Annotated in this window: 24 protein-coding genes; 13 read left to right on the top strand and 11 right to left on the bottom strand. The window is 47.8% G+C overall.

Features of this window, described 5'->3' with window-relative positions; translation table 11 throughout:
• The first annotated feature begins 12 nt into the window (after nt 1-12).
• The 5 genes from Q0393_RS03430 (at nt 13) to Q0393_RS03410 (ending at nt 5,172) form a co-directional block, all read left to right on the top strand.
• Nucleotides 13-1,461, top strand: coding sequence for a nicotinate phosphoribosyltransferase (locus tag Q0393_RS03430; protein ID WP_298977925.1), 1,449 nt, complete (start codon nt 13-15; stop codon nt 1,459-1,461).
• A complete protein-coding gene (locus tag Q0393_RS03425) occupies nt 1,454-1,825 on the top strand; it encodes a hypothetical protein (RefSeq protein ID WP_298023340.1) in 372 nt (123 codons plus the stop codon). Before Q0393_RS03430 ends, Q0393_RS03425 begins: the two co-directional genes overlap by 8 nt.
• A gap of 76 nt (nt 1,826-1,901) precedes the next feature.
• On the top strand, nt 1,902-2,594 hold the full coding sequence (locus tag Q0393_RS03420; RefSeq protein ID WP_298977923.1) for an MqnA/MqnD/SBP family protein: 693 nt from the start codon (nt 1,902-1,904) through the stop codon (nt 2,592-2,594).
• Entirely contained in the window at nt 2,591-3,949 is a 1,359-nt protein-coding gene (gdhA, locus tag Q0393_RS03415; protein WP_298977921.1) for an NADP-specific glutamate dehydrogenase, read from the top strand. Before Q0393_RS03420 ends, gdhA begins: the two co-directional genes overlap by 4 nt.
• A gap of 491 nt (nt 3,950-4,440) precedes the next feature.
• Nucleotides 4,441-5,172 carry a DUF4197 domain-containing protein gene (locus tag Q0393_RS03410; protein WP_298977919.1) on the top strand — a complete coding sequence of 244 codons (732 nt, stop codon included), beginning with the start codon at nt 4,441-4,443 and terminating at the stop codon, nt 5,170-5,172.
• 474 nt (nt 5,173-5,646) lie between these two features.
• On the opposite strand, the gene Q0393_RS03405 is transcribed toward Q0393_RS03410, so the two are convergent.
• The 11 genes from Q0393_RS03405 to Q0393_RS03355 all read right to left on the bottom strand — a co-directional run bounded on the left by Q0393_RS03405 (nt 5,647) and on the right by Q0393_RS03355 (nt 13,541).
• Nucleotides 5,647-5,919, bottom strand: a complete 273-nt coding sequence (locus Q0393_RS03405; RefSeq protein ID WP_298977917.1) for a hypothetical protein — start codon at nt 5,917-5,919, stop codon at nt 5,647-5,649.
• Between the two features lie 163 nt (nt 5,920-6,082).
• A complete protein-coding gene (gene imm45, locus Q0393_RS03400) occupies nt 6,083-6,778 on the bottom strand; it encodes an Imm45 family immunity protein (RefSeq protein ID WP_298977915.1) in 696 nt (231 codons plus the stop codon).
• A 67-nt stretch (nt 6,779-6,845) separates the two neighbouring features.
• A complete protein-coding gene (locus Q0393_RS03395) occupies nt 6,846-7,478 on the bottom strand; it encodes a hypothetical protein (RefSeq protein WP_298977913.1) in 633 nt (210 codons plus the stop codon).
• Nucleotides 7,479-7,545: 67 nt separating this feature from the next.
• Nucleotides 7,546-8,082, bottom strand: a complete 537-nt coding sequence (locus Q0393_RS03390; RefSeq protein ID WP_298977911.1) for a hypothetical protein — start codon at nt 8,080-8,082, stop codon at nt 7,546-7,548.
• 23 nt (nt 8,083-8,105) lie between these two features.
• Nucleotides 8,106-8,378, bottom strand: coding sequence for a hypothetical protein (locus tag Q0393_RS03385; RefSeq protein WP_298977909.1), 273 nt, complete (start codon nt 8,376-8,378; stop codon nt 8,106-8,108).
• A gap of 17 nt (nt 8,379-8,395) precedes the next feature.
• Nucleotides 8,396-8,671, bottom strand: coding sequence for an Imm53 family immunity protein (locus Q0393_RS03380; protein WP_177388176.1), 276 nt, complete (start codon nt 8,669-8,671; stop codon nt 8,396-8,398).
• Nucleotides 8,672-8,762: 91 nt separating this feature from the next.
• Nucleotides 8,763-9,116 (bottom strand): hypothetical protein, encoded by a 354-nt coding sequence (locus Q0393_RS03375; RefSeq protein WP_298977907.1) that lies wholly within the window; start codon nt 9,114-9,116, stop codon nt 8,763-8,765.
• A gap of 114 nt (nt 9,117-9,230) precedes the next feature.
• A complete protein-coding gene (locus tag Q0393_RS03370) occupies nt 9,231-10,583 on the bottom strand; it encodes a coproporphyrinogen III oxidase family protein (RefSeq protein ID WP_298977905.1) in 1,353 nt (450 codons plus the stop codon).
• 69 nt (nt 10,584-10,652) lie between these two features.
• Entirely contained in the window at nt 10,653-11,000 is a 348-nt protein-coding gene (locus Q0393_RS03365) for an AzlD domain-containing protein (RefSeq protein ID WP_298977903.1), read from the bottom strand.
• Nucleotides 11,000-11,758: an AzlC family ABC transporter permease gene (locus tag Q0393_RS03360; RefSeq protein WP_298977901.1), complete on the bottom strand. Its 759-nt coding sequence runs from the start codon at nt 11,756-11,758 to the stop codon at nt 11,000-11,002. The genes Q0393_RS03365 and Q0393_RS03360 overlap by 1 nt, the downstream gene beginning before the upstream one ends.
• Nucleotides 11,759-11,978: 220 nt before the next feature.
• Entirely contained in the window at nt 11,979-13,541 is a 1,563-nt protein-coding gene (locus Q0393_RS03355; RefSeq protein ID WP_298977900.1) for an inorganic phosphate transporter, read from the bottom strand.
• A 173-nt stretch (nt 13,542-13,714) separates the two neighbouring features.
• On the opposite strand from Q0393_RS03355, the gene Q0393_RS03350 reads away from it, so the two are divergent.
• Genes Q0393_RS03350 through nuoH form a run of 8 tightly spaced genes read left to right on the top strand, consistent with a single transcriptional unit; the run spans nt 13,715 to nt 21,203 of the window.
• Nucleotides 13,715-14,104, top strand: coding sequence for an NAD(P)H-quinone oxidoreductase subunit 3 (locus Q0393_RS03350; protein WP_005869774.1), 390 nt, complete (start codon nt 13,715-13,717; stop codon nt 14,102-14,104).
• A complete protein-coding gene (locus Q0393_RS03345; protein ID WP_298977898.1) occupies nt 14,086-14,595 on the top strand; it encodes an NADH-quinone oxidoreductase subunit B family protein in 510 nt (169 codons plus the stop codon). Before Q0393_RS03350 ends, Q0393_RS03345 begins: the two co-directional genes overlap by 19 nt.
• Nucleotides 14,595-15,383 (top strand): NADH-quinone oxidoreductase subunit C, encoded by a 789-nt coding sequence (locus tag Q0393_RS03340; protein ID WP_298977897.1) that lies wholly within the window; start codon nt 14,595-14,597, stop codon nt 15,381-15,383. Before Q0393_RS03345 ends, Q0393_RS03340 begins: the two co-directional genes overlap by 1 nt.
• The gene (gene nuoD / locus Q0393_RS03335) at nt 15,383-16,609 is read left to right on the top strand and encodes an NADH dehydrogenase (quinone) subunit D (RefSeq protein WP_298977896.1); all 1,227 of its coding nucleotides are present in this window, start codon (nt 15,383-15,385) and stop codon (nt 16,607-16,609) included. The genes Q0393_RS03340 and nuoD overlap by 1 nt, the downstream gene beginning before the upstream one ends.
• Nucleotides 16,606-16,836: an NADH-ubiquinone oxidoreductase subunit E family protein gene (locus Q0393_RS03330; RefSeq protein WP_177386790.1), complete on the top strand. Its 231-nt coding sequence runs from the start codon at nt 16,606-16,608 to the stop codon at nt 16,834-16,836. The genes nuoD and Q0393_RS03330 overlap by 4 nt, the downstream gene beginning before the upstream one ends.
• Nucleotides 16,833-17,540 (top strand): hypothetical protein, encoded by a 708-nt coding sequence (locus tag Q0393_RS03325; RefSeq protein ID WP_298977895.1) that lies wholly within the window; start codon nt 16,833-16,835, stop codon nt 17,538-17,540. The genes Q0393_RS03330 and Q0393_RS03325 overlap by 4 nt, the downstream gene beginning before the upstream one ends.
• A gap of 1 nt (nt 17,541) precedes the next feature.
• Nucleotides 17,542-20,211 (top strand): NADH-quinone oxidoreductase subunit G, encoded by a 2,670-nt coding sequence (locus Q0393_RS03320; protein ID WP_298977894.1) that lies wholly within the window; start codon nt 17,542-17,544, stop codon nt 20,209-20,211.
• The gene (nuoH, locus tag Q0393_RS03315) at nt 20,208-21,203 is read left to right on the top strand and encodes an NADH-quinone oxidoreductase subunit NuoH (RefSeq protein WP_298977893.1); all 996 of its coding nucleotides are present in this window, start codon (nt 20,208-20,210) and stop codon (nt 21,201-21,203) included. Before Q0393_RS03320 ends, nuoH begins: the two co-directional genes overlap by 4 nt.
• The last annotated feature ends 4 nt before the right edge of the window (nt 21,204-21,207 follow it).

Below are 21,207 nucleotides of genomic sequence, written 5' to 3'. Positions count from 1 at the left end.
TCGAGGATTTTTATGCAAAACCTAGCCCTTCTTACAGATTTTTACCAACTTAGCATGATGCAAGGATATTTTTTCGCCAAAAAAGACGAAGTCGCGGTATTCGACGTGTATTTTCGCAAGCCTCCAAGCGGCGGCGGTTACGCGATATTTTGCGGCCTAAGCGAGGTCGTGGATTATATCGAAAATCTTAAATTTAGCGACGACGACATCGCATATCTAAAAAGTCTAAATTTTTTCAGGCCAGAATTTTTAGAATTTTTAAGAGGCTTTAAATTTAGCGGAGAAATTTACGCGATGGACGAGGGCGAAGTGGTGTTCGCGCATGAGCCGCTAATCCGCGTGAAGGCCAATATCATGGAGGCACAGCTAATCGAGACGGCGATTTTAAACACTATAAATTTTCAAACTCTAGTCGCCACGAAAAGCTCGCGTATAAACTTTAGCGCCAAAGGTGATTTGGTGATGGAGTTTGGCTTGCGCCGCGCGCAGGGGCGAAGTGCGGGCATCTACGGCGCAAAGGCCGCGATTATAGGCGGCTGCAGCGCTACGTCAAACGTGCTCGCTGCAAAGAAATTCGGCGTGCCTGCGATCGGCACTCACTCGCACTCGTGGATTCAGAGCTTTGATAGCGAGCTGGAGGCGTTTCGCGCTTACGCTAAAATTTATCCAAACAGCACGCTTCTGCTCGTCGATACCTACGATACTCTTGCAAGCGGCGTGCCGAATGCGATCAAGGTTTTTGAAGAGCTGCGCGCAAGCGGTCATAAGCCGCTTGGAATCCGCATCGATTCGGGCGATCTGGAGTATCTAACCAAGCAGGCGCGTAAGATGCTCGATGCGGCGGGCTTTAATGACGCAAAGATCACCGCGTCGAATGATCTAGACGAATACGCGATCGATCAGCTCAAGCTTTTTGAGGCTAAAATCGATAGCTGGGGGATCGGCACGAGGCTTATTACCGGCGGAGACAGTTCGAGTTTAGGCGGCGTGTATAAGCTAAGCGGTATCGAAAAAGATGGCGAGATCGTGGCTAAGATCAAAATTTCAAACGATCCGCGCAAGATCAATAATCCTGGCTACAAACAGGTCTTTAGACTCTACGACAAAGATAACGGCATGGCGCTTGCCGATCTGATCACGCTTGAGGGCGAGAGTATAGACGAGAGCGCGCCGCTTGAAATTTTCCATCCGCTTTACACCTACAAACGCAAAATTTTAACGAATTTCAGCGCGCATAAGCTCTTACGCCCCGTTTTCAAGGAGGGCAAATTCGTAGGTATGCGCCGCACGGTAAGCGAGATAGCGCGTTTTAGCAAGGAGCAGAAGAGTAAATTTTGGCTTGAGCACCTTCGCAACGTCCATCCGCAGAGCTACAAAGTGGACCTCTCTCAAAAGCTTTGGGATATCCGAAAATCACTCATCAACGAGTGCAACCTCAATTTAAAGGAAAAATATGTTTAAAGTTCTATCGTGCGCCGCTTTGGCGTTAGTTTTGCTAGGATGCGGCTCAAACCAGCTCCGCCAATCCCCGGACAGCGCTATGAATAAGCAAGCACAGAGCGAAAAAACCATAACCAAAGAGAACGCAAAGACCTTCTATTTTGTCGATGAGCAGGGCAAAAAACTATCGCTTAGTTCAAACGACGATTTCAATACCGCCGTGCTAGAGGACGATAGCGGCAAAAGCTACAACCTCAAGCGCGAACGCGCCGCCGACGGCATCTATATGGAGAACAAAGACGGAGTGAGCATCCACTTCAAAAAAGGTGAGGGCATAGTGGAGTTTAGCAAATACAAATCCATCCCGATCACCGAGGTCAAATAAACTTTAAAATTTTTGGTCAAATTCCGATTTAGCGCCGGAATTTGACCTCTTTTTTGCGCTAAATTCGGAGAAAGTCATGTTATTAGGCAAAATCGATTATCTAAATTTGCTCCCTTTTCACGTATTTTTAAAATCCCTTCCGCTGCCGTCTTACGTTAAAAAATCGATAGAATTAAAAAAAGGGGTGCCGAGCAAACTTTGCGCCGATCTTTATTATAGGCGCATAGATGCCGCGGTGATCTCGAGCATCGAAAGCCGCCGCGCAAAATACCGCAGGCTGCCTCTTGGAATCGTCGCAAAGCGGGAAGTGCTAAGCGTGCTCGTGCGCAAAAACTCGGCACTCAGGCTCGATCCCGCGTCGATGAGCTCAAATATGCTAGCCCGCGTACTGGATCTTAGCGGCGAGGTGCTGATCGGCGATAACGCTCTAAAGGCGCTGCTTTCGCAAGGCAGGGATAAATTCTACGATCTGGGCGAAATTTGGCAGCAGCGCACGGGCCTACCTTTCGTTTTCGGGCGGCTGTGCTGCGTGAAAAATGATAAAGCCTACTCACGCATGGCGACGAAATTTTTATGTTCGCGCATTAAAATTCCAAGATATATCCTGCAAAGCTACGCCCTTTCGCGCGGCATAAAAGAGCGCGAAATTTTAAATTATCTGAAATTTATTGGTTATAAGATCGGCGTCCGCGAGGAGCTGGCGCTGAAAAAATTTATCGCCAAAGCCAAAAAATTAAAATTTAATCCGGTTCAAAAGGAGGAACTATGAAATCTTACATCGACGGCTTGCTGCTAAATTTAAAGCGTGCCAATCCCGGTCAGGAGGTCTTTATCCAGGCATCGACCGAAATTTTATACTCGCTCATACCGCTTCTAAAGCGCGATGAGAGGTATGTGAAAAATAAAATTTTAGAGCGCATTTTGGCGCCCGAGCGCACGATGATGTTTCGCGTCGTCTATATGAGCGACGGCGGCGAGCCTTGCGTGCATACGGGATATCGCATAGAGTTCAACTCCGCTCTGGGCCCTTACAAAGGCGGCCTGCGCTTTCATCCGAGCGTAAATTTGGGCGTTTTAAAATTTTTAGGGTTTGAGCAAATTTTTAAAAATTCCCTCACCGGCCTTAATATCGGCGGCGCAAAAGGGGGCGCAAATTTCGATCCCAAGGGCAAGAGCGACGGCGAGATTATGAGATTTTGCCAAGCTTTTATGTTGGAACTTCACCGCCTAATCAGCTCCAATACCGACGTGCCCGCAGGCGACATCGGCGTGGGCGGTCGCGAGATCGGCTATATGTACGGCGCGTATAAAAAGCTCACCCGCAGATTCGACGGCGCGCTTACGGGCAAGGGGCTAAGTTGGGGCGGCAGCCTTGCGCGCACTGAAGCTACGGGCTACGGCTCCGTGTATTTTGCAAACGAGATGCTCGCTACCAGAGGTAATTCTCTGCACGGCAAAATTTGCACGATCTCGGGCGCCGGCAATGTCGCGATCTACACCGCCGAAAAGCTCTATCAGATGCAGGCTAAGCCCGTTACAGTAAGCGATTCTACGGGCTTTATCTATGACGCCGATGGAATAGACGTGGCGCTTCTTAAAAAACTAAAAGAGCAGCTGCGCGTAGGGCTTTGCGAATATACCAAGGAGCGCCCCGGCGCAAAATTTACCCCCGTAAGCGCCTATCCCGCAGGCCGCAACGGCGTGTGGAGCGTGCCGTGCGACGCGGCATTTCCGAGCGCTACGCAAAACGAGCTTAATCTGGACGATGCGCGAACTCTTTACGCCAACGGATGCCGCATGGTTTGCGAGGGCGCGAATATGCCCAGCACGCTCGAGGCGGTCGATTTTATGCTCGCACAAAAGGACCTTCTTTTCGGTCCTGCGAAGGCAGCGAATGCGGGCGGCGTGGCTACGAGCGGGCTTGAGATGGCGCAAAACGCGCAGATGGCGTCGTGGAGCTTCGAGGAGGTCGATAGCAAGCTGCGCGAGATCATGCGTCACATATTTCGCACCAGCTACGAGACCTCGAAGGAATTCGGCGCGGAGGGCAATCTCGTGCTGGGCTCTAATATCGCGGGCTTTCGCCGCGTAGCCGACGCGATGCTGGATCAAGGTCTGGTTTAAGCTTGCTTATCTTGCCTAAAACGGGAGCTCGCTTTTAAATTTAAACTCTTTAAATTTGCGGCGAGCTTTTTGGCTGCTTTGATAAAATTCCAATCGTTTGCACGGAGGATAGGATATGCGAGCTTCTCGACATAATTCGCTCTGCGCGGTTTGCGTTGGTATCTTGCGCGCTGTGTAAATTTTAAATGGCACTCAGGCGCAATGCGGTTTTAAAATTTTAGCTCGTCGTCGTAGTGCTACTTTTAAAATTTAGTCGCAAGCACGACAAAGACCGCCGCATTCAAATTTTATCTTTAAATTGGCAGGTAAATTCCGCCCGTTAAATTTAGCTTTGAAATTCTGCGTTTAAATTTAGCCTCGAATCCGCTTTCAAATTTAACCTAAAATTTTATCTTAAATCGCTCGTGCAGCGCGAAAATTTAAACCGAGCACGGGCTGAGCGTTTACCGCAGTTTGGCATAATGGCGCAAATTTTATCCAAAGGTTGCAATATGAAAAAATTTATGGTTTTACTCGCCGCCGCATCGCTGTCGCTCGCGCATGCGGACGTAACGGATATCCTAAAGCAGGGCGCGGACGCGCTCGGTGTGACTAGGAGCGAAAACTATAAAGACCTGCTTGCCTCGGCTACGAATCGCGCCGCAAGCGAGCTCGCCAAGGGCTACATCCACAGCAAGACCGCTAAAATCGAGCTTCCTGCTTCACTGAAGGCAGCTGCGAAGCTTGCGAAAAAGGTGGGCGGCGATAAATGGGAGCAGCAGCTCGTCATGAGTATGAACGATGCCGCTACCAAGGCGGTTAGCGGTGCGAGCAAGATATTTTTGCAAGATCTGAAATCTATGAGCGATGCCGACGTTAAAAAGCTCATCGGCGGCGGAAATACCGCGCTTAGCGAGTATTTGCAGAGCAAATCTGGCGCGAAGCTGCGGGCGGTTTTCAGACCGATCGTAAGCGACATGATGAGCAAAAACAGCTTTGCGACGGCGTATAACGGTCTAAATTCCTTCGCGCAAAACAAGATCGCGGGCAATGAAGCGGTGCAAAACATCGCGCGCGGGCTGGGCGCGAGCGAGTATCTGCCTAAGCAGGGCGAGGATTTGAATGATTACATAACGCAAAAGACGCTGGACGGGCTATTTGCGGTGATGAGGGAAAAAGAAAGCGCGCTTCGCGGCAGCGCCGTCGGCAAAGGTGCGGGGATTTTGGGTAAGGTGCTTAAATAAAGCTCGCGGCGAGACTTTGGCGTAAATTTCGCCGCATAGCTAGCTGCTTCCTGTTGCTTCGCGCTGCCGCCTGCGTAGTCTAAAGCTGCGCGCAAAGCGCCCTCTCGTGCAAGACAGCTGCTTGCACCAAAGCGGGCGCGCGACGGAATTTAGAGGTTTGTTTGTCACGCGCTCGGCATGTTGGCTTTATACGATAATCTTATGCGGAGTTTAGTCTGCGAAATTTGAAACTGTAAAATTTAGAAATTTAGCAAGATGTAAAGGATTTGAAATTTTAAAATTTTACGCGGAGTTTTAGAATTCCATGCGGTATTTAGATGCGCGCATAAATTAGCGCTACGTCTGAAATTTTACAAAACGGCGAAGTATCGGGAAGTAGAGTGGTAACAGATGAGCGCGTAAAAGTAAAGCAAGAAAGCCGTCTTGTAAATTTCGCTTCTTTCATATCTCTTTTTATGTTCCGCAAAACTCGGTTTACTCATTAGTTCTATTATTTTCCGATTCCATTCTTCTTAATTCTTTAAGCGCTCTATTATGGACATTGGCTTGCTTGCAAACTCTACCTTCAGCAGCAATATATCTTACTAAATTTATATCATTTGTATCGATTGCTATCAATAATCTACCCATAAGCCTTTCCTCTACAAAAAACGTATAATCGCACTTTGCACACAAAGTACTTTTATAAATTATAAATAATAACAAAACTACTACGGCACAAATTATAAATTTTAATACTTTAACCATATTTTCTCCTTGTGTGTATTCTTCCCGTATATATTGATAATATCGATTGGCGAGGCATTATATCACTTCTTATTTTTAAATTTAAATCTCTTTCGCTTAATTTTTATAAAATTTTCCAACTGCTTATCGGTAAAATTTAAAATTTCTTTTCGGTTTTGCAAATTTACGTAGTGTGCCTTATATCACAGCATCTATAAAAAATATATTTCCAATTTTTAATTAGCCAGTCTGCTTCTACCATATTTTTATCTGTTTTAAATAAAAACGGCAAAACCCATAAGCCCGCCTTGTAGCCGCTAATTACGATCAATTTTATAAAATTTACTCCATCATCGTCTTTTGCTTTTACTACGATAAAGCTTACATTTTTCTCGTATGGATAGCAGGATTTTCTACATTCGATAATATCTCCGACCTTTATCTTTCCGAGGAATTTCAAGAGAGGAATACTAAGCTTTTCTATCAAATTTGTCTTTATGCGTCTATTGCGTCCGAATTTATCCCTAGGTTTTGTCAGTCTGAAACCAGGGATTGTTTCGTCGCAATCTTCTTTGTAATCTTCTAATTCATCGCTACTAAGGTAATTATCGGAGCATATAAATACCTCCTGGGGGCTTGCATTGATACCGAAATTTGCTAAATTACGAATCAATTGCTCCTTGTCCACGACAAATCCCGCTTTGCTTGATAGCATCTCATCCGAAAGCTCAAAATATCTGGTATCTTTTAAATTTAAAAGGCAAGGATTTTTTGTCCAGAAACATCGCTCATCGCAGACCATAAGCTCATCGTCGTTAAATTTTATAATATCGCCTCTTTGTAAATCATTGTCGAAGGTTGATATTGGTAAGATAGTCATATAAGCCCCTTTTGCTTGCTAGATTAAATATGTCCATAATAAATTTTCGTTATTTGTAATCACTAAATTACACCTCTATAACCACATCCTTATACTTCTCATAAAGCCTCGGCTTTAAAATTTTATCACGATACTCTTTGCCCGCCTTAGTCATACATATCCAGTGGCTAAATCTACTCCAGGTATCGGGATTCTTCCAAGTTATCTCTGCTTTGGGAGTTATGTTCTCCTCCTCTAAAAATTTATACCCAAAAAAGAAATTATCTCTAAAATAGACCCACTTCTCATAAAGCGACATACCTAGATCGATCTTGGATAAATTCGTATCGAAGTCAGCCCATTTCTTTCTTAAATTTTCGCCCTCTATGCCGAAGTCTATCATACCCCCTAAAAACAGCTGACCCATTACTCCGAAATACTCTCCCGCGTATGTCGGATAGGCTGAAATTTCAGGATTATCTTCGTCCGCTAGCTTATAGTCGCTTTGGATAATCCAATGTAGTTCAAACCATTCGTACCAATCAAAGATTTCATATTCAATGTAATCCAAAATATCTTTTTTTCTGGTACCGGGAATTTGAGCTAATATGCGAATAAACGAATCCATCCAGCAATCAAATCCTAAAGCCTTATAAAGTTCTTCATCTTTGTTAAAAACCCAGCCGTATAGTTCATTCGGTTTTAAAATTTTAAATTTCATAGTATCTCCTTTTTAAATTTAATCGGTTGGCGATATAAATTTACCTCATCGATCTGTTTAATTGATCTCATATAAACTCGCTAATATAAAAATTATTTGATTCCGAGAGTTTAGGCATACTTTTTATTATTTCATCTAAATCGACGCTCTTTATTTCGGCGCAATTTTTTACATCGCCGCAGATGCCTATAAAAACAAGATCGCCGCTGTTTTTGCCTATAAATTTACCCTTTGCGTAATAGCCGCCTTCAAATCTTTCATAGGCTATATAATATAATATTTGCTTTAAAATTTCACTTTGATCCAGCTTGAAGTAGGTGCAGAATTTCGCGCCCTGTATATCTTGCGATATGTTGGTGGCGCCTACGGAGCTTTTTTCATATTTTTTAAGATCTATTTTTCGGATATTGTTTTCATCTCCTTCACCGATTGCTCCAAGCACGCGAAAATCCCTGTCTATCTCGCCGTAAATATCAAAAAACAGATAGCTGCCCTTAAAGCTTTTATAGGCGAATTCCTTTACGGCATCCTTAACAATTTCGATATTTGCAAGCGTAACTTCGGTCTTTTTGCAAGATTCGTTTTTTATCTCGACTTCGATCATCTGAGCTCCTTTATCTGCCTTGCTTAATTTAAATTTTTCCAATCCTCTTTCTTTACGCCGAATTCAAATTCAGCCTGCTTAAACGCATCCTCTATACTTTCATGATAGGTATCGGTTTGCTCTTTCCCCGATTCGTCGAGATAGAACAGATAAAATCCGCTGCCGCCGTTATATTGAACAATGCTTAAAGCAAACGGCTGCGGCAGAATTTTATTGCCATCGTAATGAGTAGTATTTCCGGTAGCTACGAAGCTCTTTTTACTATCTTTCAGATAAATTTTATATAGCTCTTTCATAATACTCCCGCCAAATTTTAATCCGTTAGCCATTTTACCACGTATTCCAATAATTCCTCTAAATTCTCGGCTCCGCAACTTCCTTTGAGTTCGTTTTCCGTGGCATTGATGAAAAACCAATCCTCGTCATCTCTATCGATATTTATTTTGATCGGCTTTTTCCCGCTCTCGCCATCGATTTCGATCCACCAGCCCGGGTTATCGACCGTCTCCAGCGTAAGGCCATATTCATGCTCCCATTCTCCGTCGCATTTGGAAGCGTACCAGTTTTGTATGAGTTTTAGATTACTCATTGTTTCCTCCTTTAATTTTATAAATTTTAAAATTCTCGATTTGTTAGGCTTTGATATTGCAATTGAAGCAGGGCTTCTTTGCTATTTAAATTTAATCGCTTATTAGAAATTTCTTTTCTACGCCGTCTTTATTTACGGTGATTATCTTCGAGTTCGGAATATTTAAAAATTTTATAGCTTTTTCGTCCAGTTCAGACAATGGCTCCTCAAGATTAAATTTAGTTTTATAGTAATATAGCGAAAGATCTCTTTTGTTGTCCTGCTCCATAAGCTGAATTATGCACCTATCGTTTGAATCACCGGTTATATGGCGGTTTATCATCATAAACGCCTCGCAGCTCTTATGAAATGGGAAGCGACCGAAGTTAAAAAGATTGCCGACGAGCTCAAATACAAGGACAAAAAACAGAAATAAAATGAATAGCTTGATCATTCTGCGTTTCATTGCGGCGTTTCCTAAATTTTGAAATCAAAAATTCGTTTGTGTTTTAAATGCCAGACGGTATTTGCGCTTAAGTCGCGGGTGCGTCCAAGCGCTAGTAGCGGTCTGGCACAAAATTTACGACGCTATCTCGCCTTTTGCTGCGCCGGTTGCGGCGGATTCGCTTTCGTCCATAATGATGAGCTGTTTTGCGCGCTTAATCTTGGCATCGTCGCGGAACGCCGCACGCACCTTGTCCATGCCGGTGTAAAATTCCTTCATCAAAACAAGGCACAGATACGCGCCGAATTCCGTCGTGCGGATGATCTCGCCCTCGATCCGCACGGCTCCTGCTAGCCTTAGCAGGCTAAGCTCTCTGCCCAGTTCGCGGCGCAGGCTTAAATCGTTTGCGGCGTTAAATTTAGCGATGTTGATCTCGCCGTTAAAAAGCTCGGTCAAAAAGAGGTATTTTGCGCGCTCGGATCTGCTAAAATCGCAGGTAGCGATGACGGTGCTTTCGTTTTTATGCACTCTGCTTGCGTACTCTTCGAGGTTGAACGCATTTACGAGCAGCCTGCCGTCCAAAAAGCTAAACGCACCGCTTCCGATGCCTACGTATTCGTGATTTGTGCCTACGTACTCGTCGTTGATATTTGATTTTTCGCGAGCGAAAGCCCATGCGTTGCTGCGGTGCCAGCTAGAAAATTCCTTGCAGATGATGGAGTAGAACTCCTCCTCGCGGTCTATGTTGCTAACGCCGAGACTTCGTGCTATTTGATCGCGCATCAAAGGGGATTTCATCAGCGGATACAGCGTGATCTGCTCCGGTTTTACCGCCTTTGCTGCTTCAATGTCGCGAAGTAAAATTTCGCGCGTTTGAAACGGAAAGTTAAAGATCAGATCCAGGCTTAAAATCGGTAAAATTCCGACCGCTCGGGATAGCTTTTCTTGCAGAATTTCGCCCGAGCCGAATTTGTCGTAGCGCGAAGCTTTGCGTAAAATATCGTCATCAAAGCTCTGAACCCCCACGCTTAGGCGGTCTATGAGCCCGCGAAATCGCAGCAAGCTCTCAGGCTCGATGTGGTTGGGATCGCTCTCACACGAAACCTCTTTAATGCTAAAAAGCGACTTGGCAAGCTCCAGCGTACGCGCTAGCTCCTCTTCGTCGATGAGCGTCGTGCCGCCGCCGACGTAAAGCGTCTCAAAGTCGTAGCCCGCGTCTTTCGTGCGCTGCATCTCGGTGCGTAGCGCGCTGAAATATGCCTTGCACGCACCGCGCTCGTAGGCGTATTTGTGAAAGGAGCAGTACGGGCAAAACGTGTGGCAAAAGGGCACATGCATGTAGAGCATATATTTTTTATCTGGGTTTGGAATTTTGGCGATATTTTCCTGCGTGATGTCGATTCTAAGGGAGTTGTATAGGGATTTTTGCATAGTTTCGGCGGCATATTTTTTAGCGAAGCTATGCACCATTTGACTGATAAAATTCATAAAACTTTAACCTTTTTTAAACTTAAAAATTAACTTTTGAAGTTTATCAAAAACTAACTTATAAATTTATCAATAATTCAATAAAAAGCGCAGTACCGCCATATAGCTTAGCGTAGGAAGTGCTATCGTAACGAGCGAGTTGCGGAATTTAGCATGTACGCCAAACGCCATAATCAGGCAAAGTAGCAGCGCCGCCGTTTGCAGCACGTCCGCGCTAAAAGCCCGCTCGCCCGAAAAGCTAGGCAGCATAGTTTTAAGTGCATAGATCGTCAAAACGACCATTATCAAAAGTCCGGAGTTTTTTTGCAAATACGCCAGATTTGAACTCGCGGTCTTCTTCTTAAAAAGAAGCAGCGGTAAAAATCGCGTCAAAATCGTAGCGATCGAGGCTAGAAAGATATAGGGTAAAATTTCCACTACCTACCCCTTTTTAGGAATTTTTGCAGCTTGCGTCCCGCGCGCGAAGACCGCTCGAAGTATTTACGAAAGAGCAGCAATACCGCAGTGCCAAAAATCAGAGTGCCGAATAAAAAGTATTTTGCAGGAAAGATAAAAAGCCCCACAAACGCGCAACCAAAGCCAAGAAATAGCACTTTGTATTGCGGATTTGCTTTGAAAACCTCATAGGTTAGCATCGCAAAAAGCGCCGTCAGGCTAAACTCGACCCCGCTAAAATCAAGCTTTAAGCTTGCCCCCAAAACAGCCCCCGTAACGACGCCCGCAACCCAGTAGGATTGATTTAAAACTGCCGTTAGATTATAGAGCAGATCAAGCTCTTTTAGTCTTTGCGGCGTTACGGGCCGCTCGCCGCTAAGCTCCTCGGGGCGCAAAAACGCGCGCGCTTTTAGCAGCGCAAAGGTTTCGTCGGTAAGGGCATACACGGCGTAAATTTTATGACGCACGAAGCGCAGCTCCTCAAGCAGCGACATCGTGTAGAAAAAATGGCGAAAATTTAGCAAAAACGCCACGACGAAGGTATCTACGAGCGAGGCGTGGGTTGCGATGAATGCGATCAGCACGAACTCCACGCTACCTGCGTATATAAGCAGCGAGGTTAGCGTCAGAGCCCATACGGGCAGATCCTGGCTGATGCCGTAGATGCCAAACGCCAGCCCCAGCGGCACGTAGCCCATCATCACGGGGAGAGTCGATTTTAAAATTTCGATTTTACTCATAGCTTTCCTAAATTTAAAAGGGCGATTGTAGCTAAAATTTTATTAAATTTTACAGGGCGGCAGGCGGGATCTGCGCCGCTACGAGCTGGTTTTGCGCTGTAGCGCGTCGCAAGAGGAGCTGTAAAATTTACTCGCTTCGGCACCGTAAAATTTTAAAATTTAGCCTGCGTAGAATTTTGCGAAATTTTAAAATTTCGGGGAGCGGATCTTTAAATTTAGCCTAAAATACGTGGCGCAAAAGCACGAATGCAAACGCCGAAAGCAGCGCCGAGACGGGCAGAGTGATGATCCACGCTAGCCCAATCGGCTTCATCAGCGACCAGTTCGTGCTGTGATTTACCAAGCCGATTCCTAAAATCGCGCCGATTAGCACGTGGGTCGAGGAGATCGGAAGCCCCAGCACCGATGCCGCCATGACGACGATGGCGCTTGCGAGCTCGGCGCTAAAGCCAGAGGCGGGGTGGATTTTTGTAAGATTGGTGCCTACGGTGGCGATTACCTCTTTGCCGATGAACCAAAGCCCCGCTATGAGGGCTACTGCGAACATTATCATAATCTGCTGCGGCACGGGAGTGGAGGGATTGATACTATTCGTAGCCATTGTATCGATGATGGCGGCGAACGGACCCACGGCGTTTGCGATGTCGTTGCTGCCGTGCGAAAACGCAAAGCCGCTAGCGGTGAGCACCTGCAGCCAGCTAAACATCAAAAACGCGGATTTGTTTAAATTTGAGCGGCGCAGGGTTTTAGCGAAAATAAACATCAAAAGCCAGGTAATTAGCGTCGACATACCGATGATGAGGTAGTTGTAAAAATTCGTAAGCCCGAAATTTAGATTATGTAGCCCCTTAAATATCAGCATCGCCGAGATTACGAAGGCTCCGATACCGGCTACGGCGGGGATCCCGTACTCTAGGGCCTTGTGGGATTTGAGCTTCTCTTTTTTAGCGTCAAGCTCGATCACCTTTTTATAATACTCGCTATCCAGCTCGCTTGGGTCGAAATCTGGATCGCGCATAGCGTAGATATCGTGATTTAGCGCTTCTGCATAGGCGATCTTTTGAATGTCGTCCAGGGTCTCGAAGGTTTTTTTGTGCAATTTGCGGAGAGATTTTTTTTCGCGCTTTATGCGGTCGATCTTTATTTGAGCGTAGCGGTTGTAATCCAAAATATAATGTTTGATTAGCCAGAAAATTCCAAAGGAGATCACTCCGCCCAAAATCGGCGAGAGCACCCAAGAGATCGCTATTTTGCCGATCTTATCCCACTGCACGAGCCACAATGCGGAAGCCTCTGCGGTATTAAGCAGGGCGCCTAGCGTAAGCCCCGAGCCCACGATACCGCCGATGATCGCATGAGTAGTGGATACGGGCAAACCCTTTCTGCTGGCAAAAAGCAGCCACGCGCCTGCCGCAAAAAGCGCGCTCATCATTACGTAGATAAAGTCTCTCGGATGCACATCCATTTTGCTAAGATCGATTATGCCGCTGCGGATCGTCGAAGTTACTTCGCCGCCTGCGATTACCGCGCCGCTTGCTTCAAATACCGCCGCGATACAAAGGGCTTGCGCGATACTAAGGGTGCCGCTTCCGACGCTGGTGCCAAAGGAATTTGCCACGTCGTTTCCGCCGATATTAAAGGCCATAAAGATGCCCAAAAATACCGAAACTAAAAATAGCGTTTTATCGCCGCTTCCTATAAAACCGAATCCCCAGATAAGAAAATAGATTGTTACGCCGCAGAATATGCCGTAGAAAATGAGACTTATCTTGCTAGATTTCATAGCTCTCCCTTAAAATCCGCGAAATTTTACCACACGCGCCTTAATCCCCACTAAATCGTACGGGCGAGGTATATAAATTTTAATTTTAAAAGCGAATTTAGTGGCGCGCGCTAAGCTTTATTAAATCAATACTTCGTTACAATCCACATTAAATTTTAAAATCGAGGCGAAAAATGTCTAGAATTCCGCTGCAAAGCCCGTATTTCGGAATATTCGTAATGCTAATCCTGGCTTTTTGCGTCTTTTCGCTCATCGTTAAATTATCCTCTTTGGTAGGCTCGCGTTTAGCAGATAGGCGCGACGAGCGGCTAAAGGGCGAAATTTACGAAAGCGGCCCCGAAGCCGTCAAGCAGCCCAACCGAATGAACTCCCACTTTTTTTTGATAGCCGTACTTTTCATACTTTTTGACGTCGAGATTATCTTTATGTTTCCGTGGGCGGTAAATTTTAAAATTTTAGGTGTGTTCGGGCTTGTAGAGATGGCGTTTTTCATCGTATTATTAGGCATCGGTTTCATCTACGCCTGGAAAAAAGGAGCGCTAAATTGGCAGAGCATAAGATAAACTATGCGCGCGAAAACGGGCTTCCAGTAGTTCTTACCACCGTCGATAAGCTAATTGCGTGGGGTAGGAGCAACTCTTTGTGGGCGATGACGTACGGGCTTGCTTGCTGTGCGATCGAGATGATGGCGGCGGGCGCGGGCAGATTTGACTTTGACCGCTTCGGCACGATATTTCGCGCAAGCGCCAAGCAATCGGATGTGATGATAATCGCAGGCACGCTTAGCAAAAAGCACGCCGAGTTTACGCGCCGCCTATACGACGCGATGCCCGAGCCCAAATGGGTCATCAGCATGGGCAGCTGCGCCAATACCGGAGGGATGTTTAATACCTACGCGACGGTGCAAGGCTGCGACCGCATAGTGCCCGTGGATATCTATCTGCCTGGATGCGCGCCTCGCCCCGAGACGCTACAGTTTGCGATGATGGTGTTGCAAAAAAAGATCCGCTCTCAAAGCCCGCGCCGCGCACAAAAGGCAAAAAGGCTGATCTGATGAGAAAATTTAATCCCAAAGGCGATCAGAGTAAAAAAAATTACTACAAAGACAGATTTTTCGTTCCCGAAGAAACGCCGAAGTTGGAGGTAGCCAAAAGCGATTTTGAAGACGATCTAGACGCGCTTGAAGGCGTCCAAATTTTAAACTCATACGTGGAATTTAACACTCTCGTACTCTACGTGGAGCCCGCGCAAAATTTAGCGGCGCTGCATACGCTTAAGGGCGCGGGATATGAAATTTTATGCGAGCTAAGCGGCGTGGATTTTACCGAGGCTCGCGGCGGCATCGAGGTTTTTTATCAGCTTTTGGATATCAAAAGAGCGCGCCGTGCGCGGCTAAAGTGCTTCGTGTCAAACGAGAGCTTTTTACAAAGCGCTGCGGGCATCTACAAAAGCGCGAACTGGGCGGAGCGCGAGCTATACGATATGATGGGCGTTTGGATTGAAAATCATCCAAATTTAGCGCGCCTAATAATGCCCGATGATTGGTTCGGACATCCGCTTTTAAAATCCTATCCGCTGCAAGGAGACGAGTTTGCCAAGTGGTACGAGGTGGATAAAATTTTTGGATCTGACGCGCGCGAGCGGATCGGCGAAGAGAACCGAAATTCCGCATTCGTGAACGAAAAAGATACCTTTAACTTCGCGCGGCTCTATCACGAGAGCGGTTACGGCGAGCCTAGGCCGCAAGAGAAAATTTTACAAGAATATCAAGAAGATGGCGGCGTGCGCTTCGTAAAACGCGCTAAACGCGGAATTTACAAGATCATCACAAAGAGAAAATAATGCAAAATCCAAGCAAGCTAAGACCGTTTTTCGAAAACATCGAGTACGAGCGCGAGGGCGCGAATATGATCTTAAATTTCGGTCCACAGCATCCAAGCGCGCACGGCCAGCTAAAGCTCGTGCTGGAGCTTGACGGCGAGCGCATCGTGCGAGCCCGCCCCGGCGTGGGCTACATGCACCGAGGCATCGAAAAGATGGCAGAAAATATGATCTACGCGGAGTTCGTCCCCGTAACAGATCGCATCGATTACGTCGCATCGGGCTCGAACAACTACGGCTTTTGCGCCGCGGTCGAGAAGCTTTGCGGCATCGAAGTGCCGCGCCGTGCGCAGATCATCCGCACAATCTTGCTTGAGCTTAATCGCATCAGCTCGCACCTTCTGTTTTTGGGGACGCACGCGCTTGATATCGGTGCGATGACGGTATTTCTCTACTGTTTTCGCTCGCGCGAATACATACTTGATCTCATAGAAAAATACTGCGGCGCGCGCCTTACGCACAATAATATCAAAATCGGCGGCGTGTTTTTGGACCTGCCTAACGGTTGGCTAGAAGAGATGTTGAAATTTTGCGACGAATTCCCAAGCGACATTAAAGAATTTGAAGATATGCTCGATACCAATAGAATTTGGCTGATGCGAACCGAGGGCGTGGGCGTGATCTCGTACGAAGATGCCCTTAGCTGCGGCTGTAGCGGCGTGAGCTTGCGCGCTAGCGGACATGCGTGGGATATCCGAAAAGAAGAGCCCTATCTCATCTACGACGAGCTTGATTTCGACGTGCCGTATGCGAGCGAGGGCGACTGCTACGCGCGTTATAAATGCTATATGGCGGAGATGCGCGAGAGCCTTAAAATTTTGCGCCAGTGCGCGAAGCACTATCCGCTGAGCGATCCGCAAATTTTAGCGATCGACCCTGCTTACGTAAATCCTAGCAAAGAGCAGATCATGACGCAAAACTACTCGCTGATGCAGCATTTCGTGCTGGTTACGCAGGGTTTGCGCCCGCCTGTGGGCGAAATTTACGCCGCGAGCGAGAGTCCTAAGGGCGAGCTTGGATTTTATATCCGCTCGATGGGCGAAAGCCGCCCGTACCGCCTTAAGATCCGCACGCCGAGCTTTTGGCATTGCGCGGTCTATGAGGAAATTTTACCGGGGCAGTATCTTGCCGACGCCGCGGCGATCATCGGCAGCACTAATATTATCTTAGGCGAGGTGGATCGATGAAGCGCTATGATTTGAGGCATCTGGGCGATAAATTTTTAAACCGCATGGGCGAAATTTTAAAAAATTCCGCTCGCGGCGAGACGATGATCTTTATGTTTGAGATGGGCGATTTCAGCGCGGTTCAAAAGAGCGCCGATCTGGTGGAGGGGCTAAATTCCACGCTTTTAAGCTCGATCCGATATAACCAAGTCGATTGGATGGTCGTCGCCAAAAAGGGGAGAGGATGAAAATTTTAAATTTCGCGTCGCTGCTTAGCTTGCAAAATCCCGCGCTTGCAGAAGGTTTTAAGAGCGCTGAAATTTTAAGCGTATCGCCGCTGCAAGATCCGCATCTTCCAGGCGAGCTGATAAAATGCGAGATCGGCGCGCAAAGCTTCGTGCTGGCGTTAATCTGCGCTAGTTTTTGCGACGAGCCATATTTTGCGGATCTGGATCTAGAGTATCTAAGCGGCGAAAGCAGCGTGGGCGAGGAGGAGATCGAGCAGATCGCGGAGTTTCTGCAAAGCGGCTGCGACGCGCTTTTGATCGACGATGCGCTCATTAAAACTCACCCCGATGCCGAAAATATCAAAGCCTTTATATCTCTCATAGCGGCGAAGTTCGAGATTAAAATTTTAAGCTTACGCGGCGAGCGAGCGGACTTGGGCGCACAAGAGCGGTTAAATTTAAGCCCGCTTAAAGAGCCTGAGAATTTCGACGGCGCCGTGGTTTTCAAACACGATGCGGACGAGCGGCTCATCGGCGGAAGGTATTTTTGCATGGTCGCAAAGATCAAGGGTGGCGATCGCGTCCGCATCAAAACGCCGCATTTAAATTTGGAAAAAGAATTTATTTTGGATGAGGAGCTAAAGGGCACGATTGCGCTTTTGGGCTCGGGCGGGCAGGGCTTTGGCGGTTATAATTTCGAACTCGCAGAAATTTCTAAGGTTTAAAATGGCAAAGATCACGATCGACGGTAAAGCTTGCGAGTGCGACGAGGGTGAGTACATCTTGCAGGTCGCGCGTCGCTGCGGCGTTTTTATCCCTGCGCTTTGTTATCTAAGCGGCGGTACGCCGACGCTCGCATGCAGGCTTTGTATGGTCGAAGCGGACAGCAAGCGCGTCTATAGCTGCAACGCCAAAGCCAAAGACGGCATGGTCGTTTACAGCCATAGCCCCGAGATCGACGCCGAACGCGAGGCGATTACGCAGGTTTATTGTATCAACCATCCGATGGCGTGCGGGGTTTGCGATCAAAGCGGCGAGTGCGAGCTTCAAAATTTAGCCCATCTGATGCGCACAAATGCTCAAAGCTACGCTATCCGCGATACGGCGCGCGAGGTGCAGGATTGGGGTTATTTGAGCTACGATCCTAGCCTTTGCATCGTTTGCGAGCGCTGTATCACCGCCGCGAAAGACCGCCTGGGCGTAGATGCGTTTAAGCTCGTCCCGCGCGGCGGAGACGCGCCGAGCAAGGAGCAAAAGGACGCGATGCCCAAAGACGCCTACGCCGTGTGGAACAAGCTACAAAAAAGCCTAATCGCGCGGGTAAATGAAAATGATGATTGCGTAAACTACGGCGAGAGCGCGGCGGTCTGCCCGACTGGGGCTCTGGTAGAGCGCGCGTTTAAATACGTTTCAAACGCCTGGGAGCTGCGCCAAATCCCCGCTTCCAATCCGCACAGCAGCGACTGCGAACTGCTTTATTACGAGGTGAAGCGCCGCGGCATAGGCGAGCCGCGTGAAAAAATTTATCGCGTTAGCAGCGACATAAATTTTAGCGTTCTGCATGCAGGAGCGCGCTTCGGCTGGGATTTTTCAAACGAGCGAGCGAGCAAAAACGAAGCGGTTTTTAACCGCATCGTGCGCGGCATCGAGGACGGCGAGATCAAAAATATCAAATTTAATAGCTTCATCACCAACGAAGAAGCGCGGATTTTAGAGCTTTTGCGGCAAAAATTTAAGCTCGCTCTGATTAACGATGAAGCTCTTGCGTATCAAAAATTCCTGCGCGAATTTTCTAAGCTTAGCGGCACGAAATTTTATAATGCGGATTCACAGACGATTAAAAACAGCGATTTCATCGTCGTTTGCGGCACGTTTTTGCGCAGCGACGCTCCAAATCTAGGCTATGCGGTAAACAGCGCCTGCAAGCTAAATAAAGCAAGCGGGATCTATTTTCATCCGTTTTGCGACGAGGGCATTAAGGGCTTTAGTAAAAATTTCATCCATCAACCGCATGCCGCGGGCTTGGAGGCGCAGATCCTGCTTTGGATCTTGCAAAAATTCGGACGCGATCTGCCTGGGTGGTTGGATGCGAAACTCGCGGCGGAATTTGAAATTTCGCGCGCCGCGGCGAAGGAAAATTTAGACGAGAAATCCGCGGGTTCGCGAAATCATGGGAATTCTACGGAGGCAAATGGTGCCGAGAACGTTGCGAGTGCCAGCGGTGACGAAGATTCAGCGAGTGCGGATGGCGCTGAAAATCCCGCAAAAAATTCCACACAGAATTCCGAGAATCCCGCGGAAAGTAAAATTTCAAATTTTGCCAGCGCGCTCGGGCTGGACGAGCAGAAAGTGGATGAGCTTTTGGCTAAAAAGGAGAGTTTTTCGCTCATCATCGGCGAGGATTTTATCCGCACGCCAAATAGCGCCGCGCTCGCGCGCCTAGCGGGTTTGGTGCAGCGCTACACGCCGCTAAAAGTGCTAGTGGTGCCGCCGCGCACGAACAGCCTTGGCGTCGCTCTCATCTGTGAGCTTAGTGCGCAAATGAGTGCGGGCGAGACGCTAGGCTACAACGAAGCGGGCGATATTAGTTTCGGCGTGTTGGAAGCCGATCTGGACGCGCCTAGCTTGGTGCAGCAGGAGGGCACGTTTACGAACTACGACAAGCGCGTAGTGCCTACGAATGCGGCGCTTGATTACGGCGGATATGAGCTAAACGACATCGCCTGTGCGCTGGGAATTTGCGCGGAACACGCGATCAGCTATACGCCGAGCCTGGGCGCAGATTTTGAGCAGGTTAAATTTGACGATTTAGAAAATTTTTACGACAACGGCGGCGCAAACCACCGCGGATATGAGCTGCGAAACGAGGAGCTCGCCGCTAGCGAGGAGGAGTTTGAAATTTCGCCTTCCGTGCCGCTTAAAGCAGGCGAGGGCGAAATTTTAATCTATGAGGCAAATCCGCTGCATCAATTCAATAAATTTAGCGGTGCAAGCAGCGCTCTGGGCGAAGCGGGCGCACTGTATCTAAGCCCTAGCATCGCCGAAAGCTTGGGCGTGAGCGCAGGCGACGTCGTTAAAATTTATCAATCAGACGGCGCGGGCAAAATGAGTGCCGCTAACGATAAAAGCGGCGCTAGCCATGCAAAAAAAGCGGATCGTGCAAACGGTGCTCGTAAAGCCGATGCCTCCGGTAATAAAAATAGCGAAAGCGGCGCAGAGGGGCTCGTAAGCTTAAAGCGCGAAATCGTCGCTAGCGTAAAGATCGATCCAGGCTTTAGCGGGGCGTATCTGCCGTATTTTGATGAGAAATTGCGCGGCGAGATATTTTTCAAAACCTCGCGCTACGTCAGCGTAAAAATCGAGAAAATTTCAAATTCCAAAGGAGAGGGCAGATGAGCGATAGTGCATTTTATTTCGTAGCCACCATCTTAAAGGCGCTCGTGATTTTAGCCGTCATCGCGCTGCTCTCAGGGCTTGCGACCTATGCCGAGCGTAAGGTGCTTGCCTTTATGCAGCGCAGGATCGGACCCTCTATGGTCGGGCCTGCGGGACTTTTGCAGGTGGGCGCGGATATGATAAAGCTTTTTACCAAAGAGGACGCTATCCCTGCGCGGGCGAATAAGCTTCTTTTTAAAATCGCGCCGATAATCTCGGCTACGGGAGCTTTCGTGGCACTTTCGGTAGTGCCGCTGCTACCGGAGTTTACGATCGGCGGGCGGACGATACAGCCGATTTTAAGCGATATAAATGTGGGAATTTTATTCCTACTCGGAGCTAGCGGCACCTGCGTTTACGGACTGCTGATCGGAGGGCTCGCGAGCTACAATAAATGGGGCACTATAGGCGCGTTTCGCGCGTTTTTGCAGATTACCTGCTTTGAGGTGATAAACGGGCTTAGCCTGATCCCTATCGTGATGATCACGGGCTCACTCTCGCTTATAGACATCGTAAGCGCGCAAAGCGGCGGTATTGACAAGTGGTTTATCTGGAAAGAGCCCGTCTGCTTCGCGCTATTTCTGATCGCCGCTTTCGTCGAGTGTAACCGCACGCCGCTGTGCCTTACCGAAAACGAAACCGAGATCGTAGCGGGCGCCGGTACGGCGTATTCTGGCATGCGTTGGGGTATGTTTTTTATCGGCGAGTACGCCAATATCATAACCTACTCCGTCGTTACGACGCTACTGTTTTTGGGCGGATTTAACGCGTTTTGGTTTATCCCCGGCGGTGTTATGATGGTGTTAAAATCAAGCCTCGTGTTTTTCTGCTTCCTATGGGCGCGCGCGGCGTGGCCGCATCTACGCCCCGATCAGCTGATGGGGCTTTGCTGGAAAGTCTGCATGCCGTTAGCTCTTGCTTGCGTGCTAATTACCGCGCTAGCGATCGTTTAAGGAG

Origin of the sequence: uncultured Campylobacter sp., from assembly GCF_938015785.1 — a bacterium.
Classification (GTDB): domain Bacteria; phylum Campylobacterota; class Campylobacteria; order Campylobacterales; family Campylobacteraceae; genus Campylobacter_B.
The sequence above is the reverse complement of the archived record's forward strand: the minus strand, read 5'-3'. Positions and strand labels throughout refer to the sequence as shown.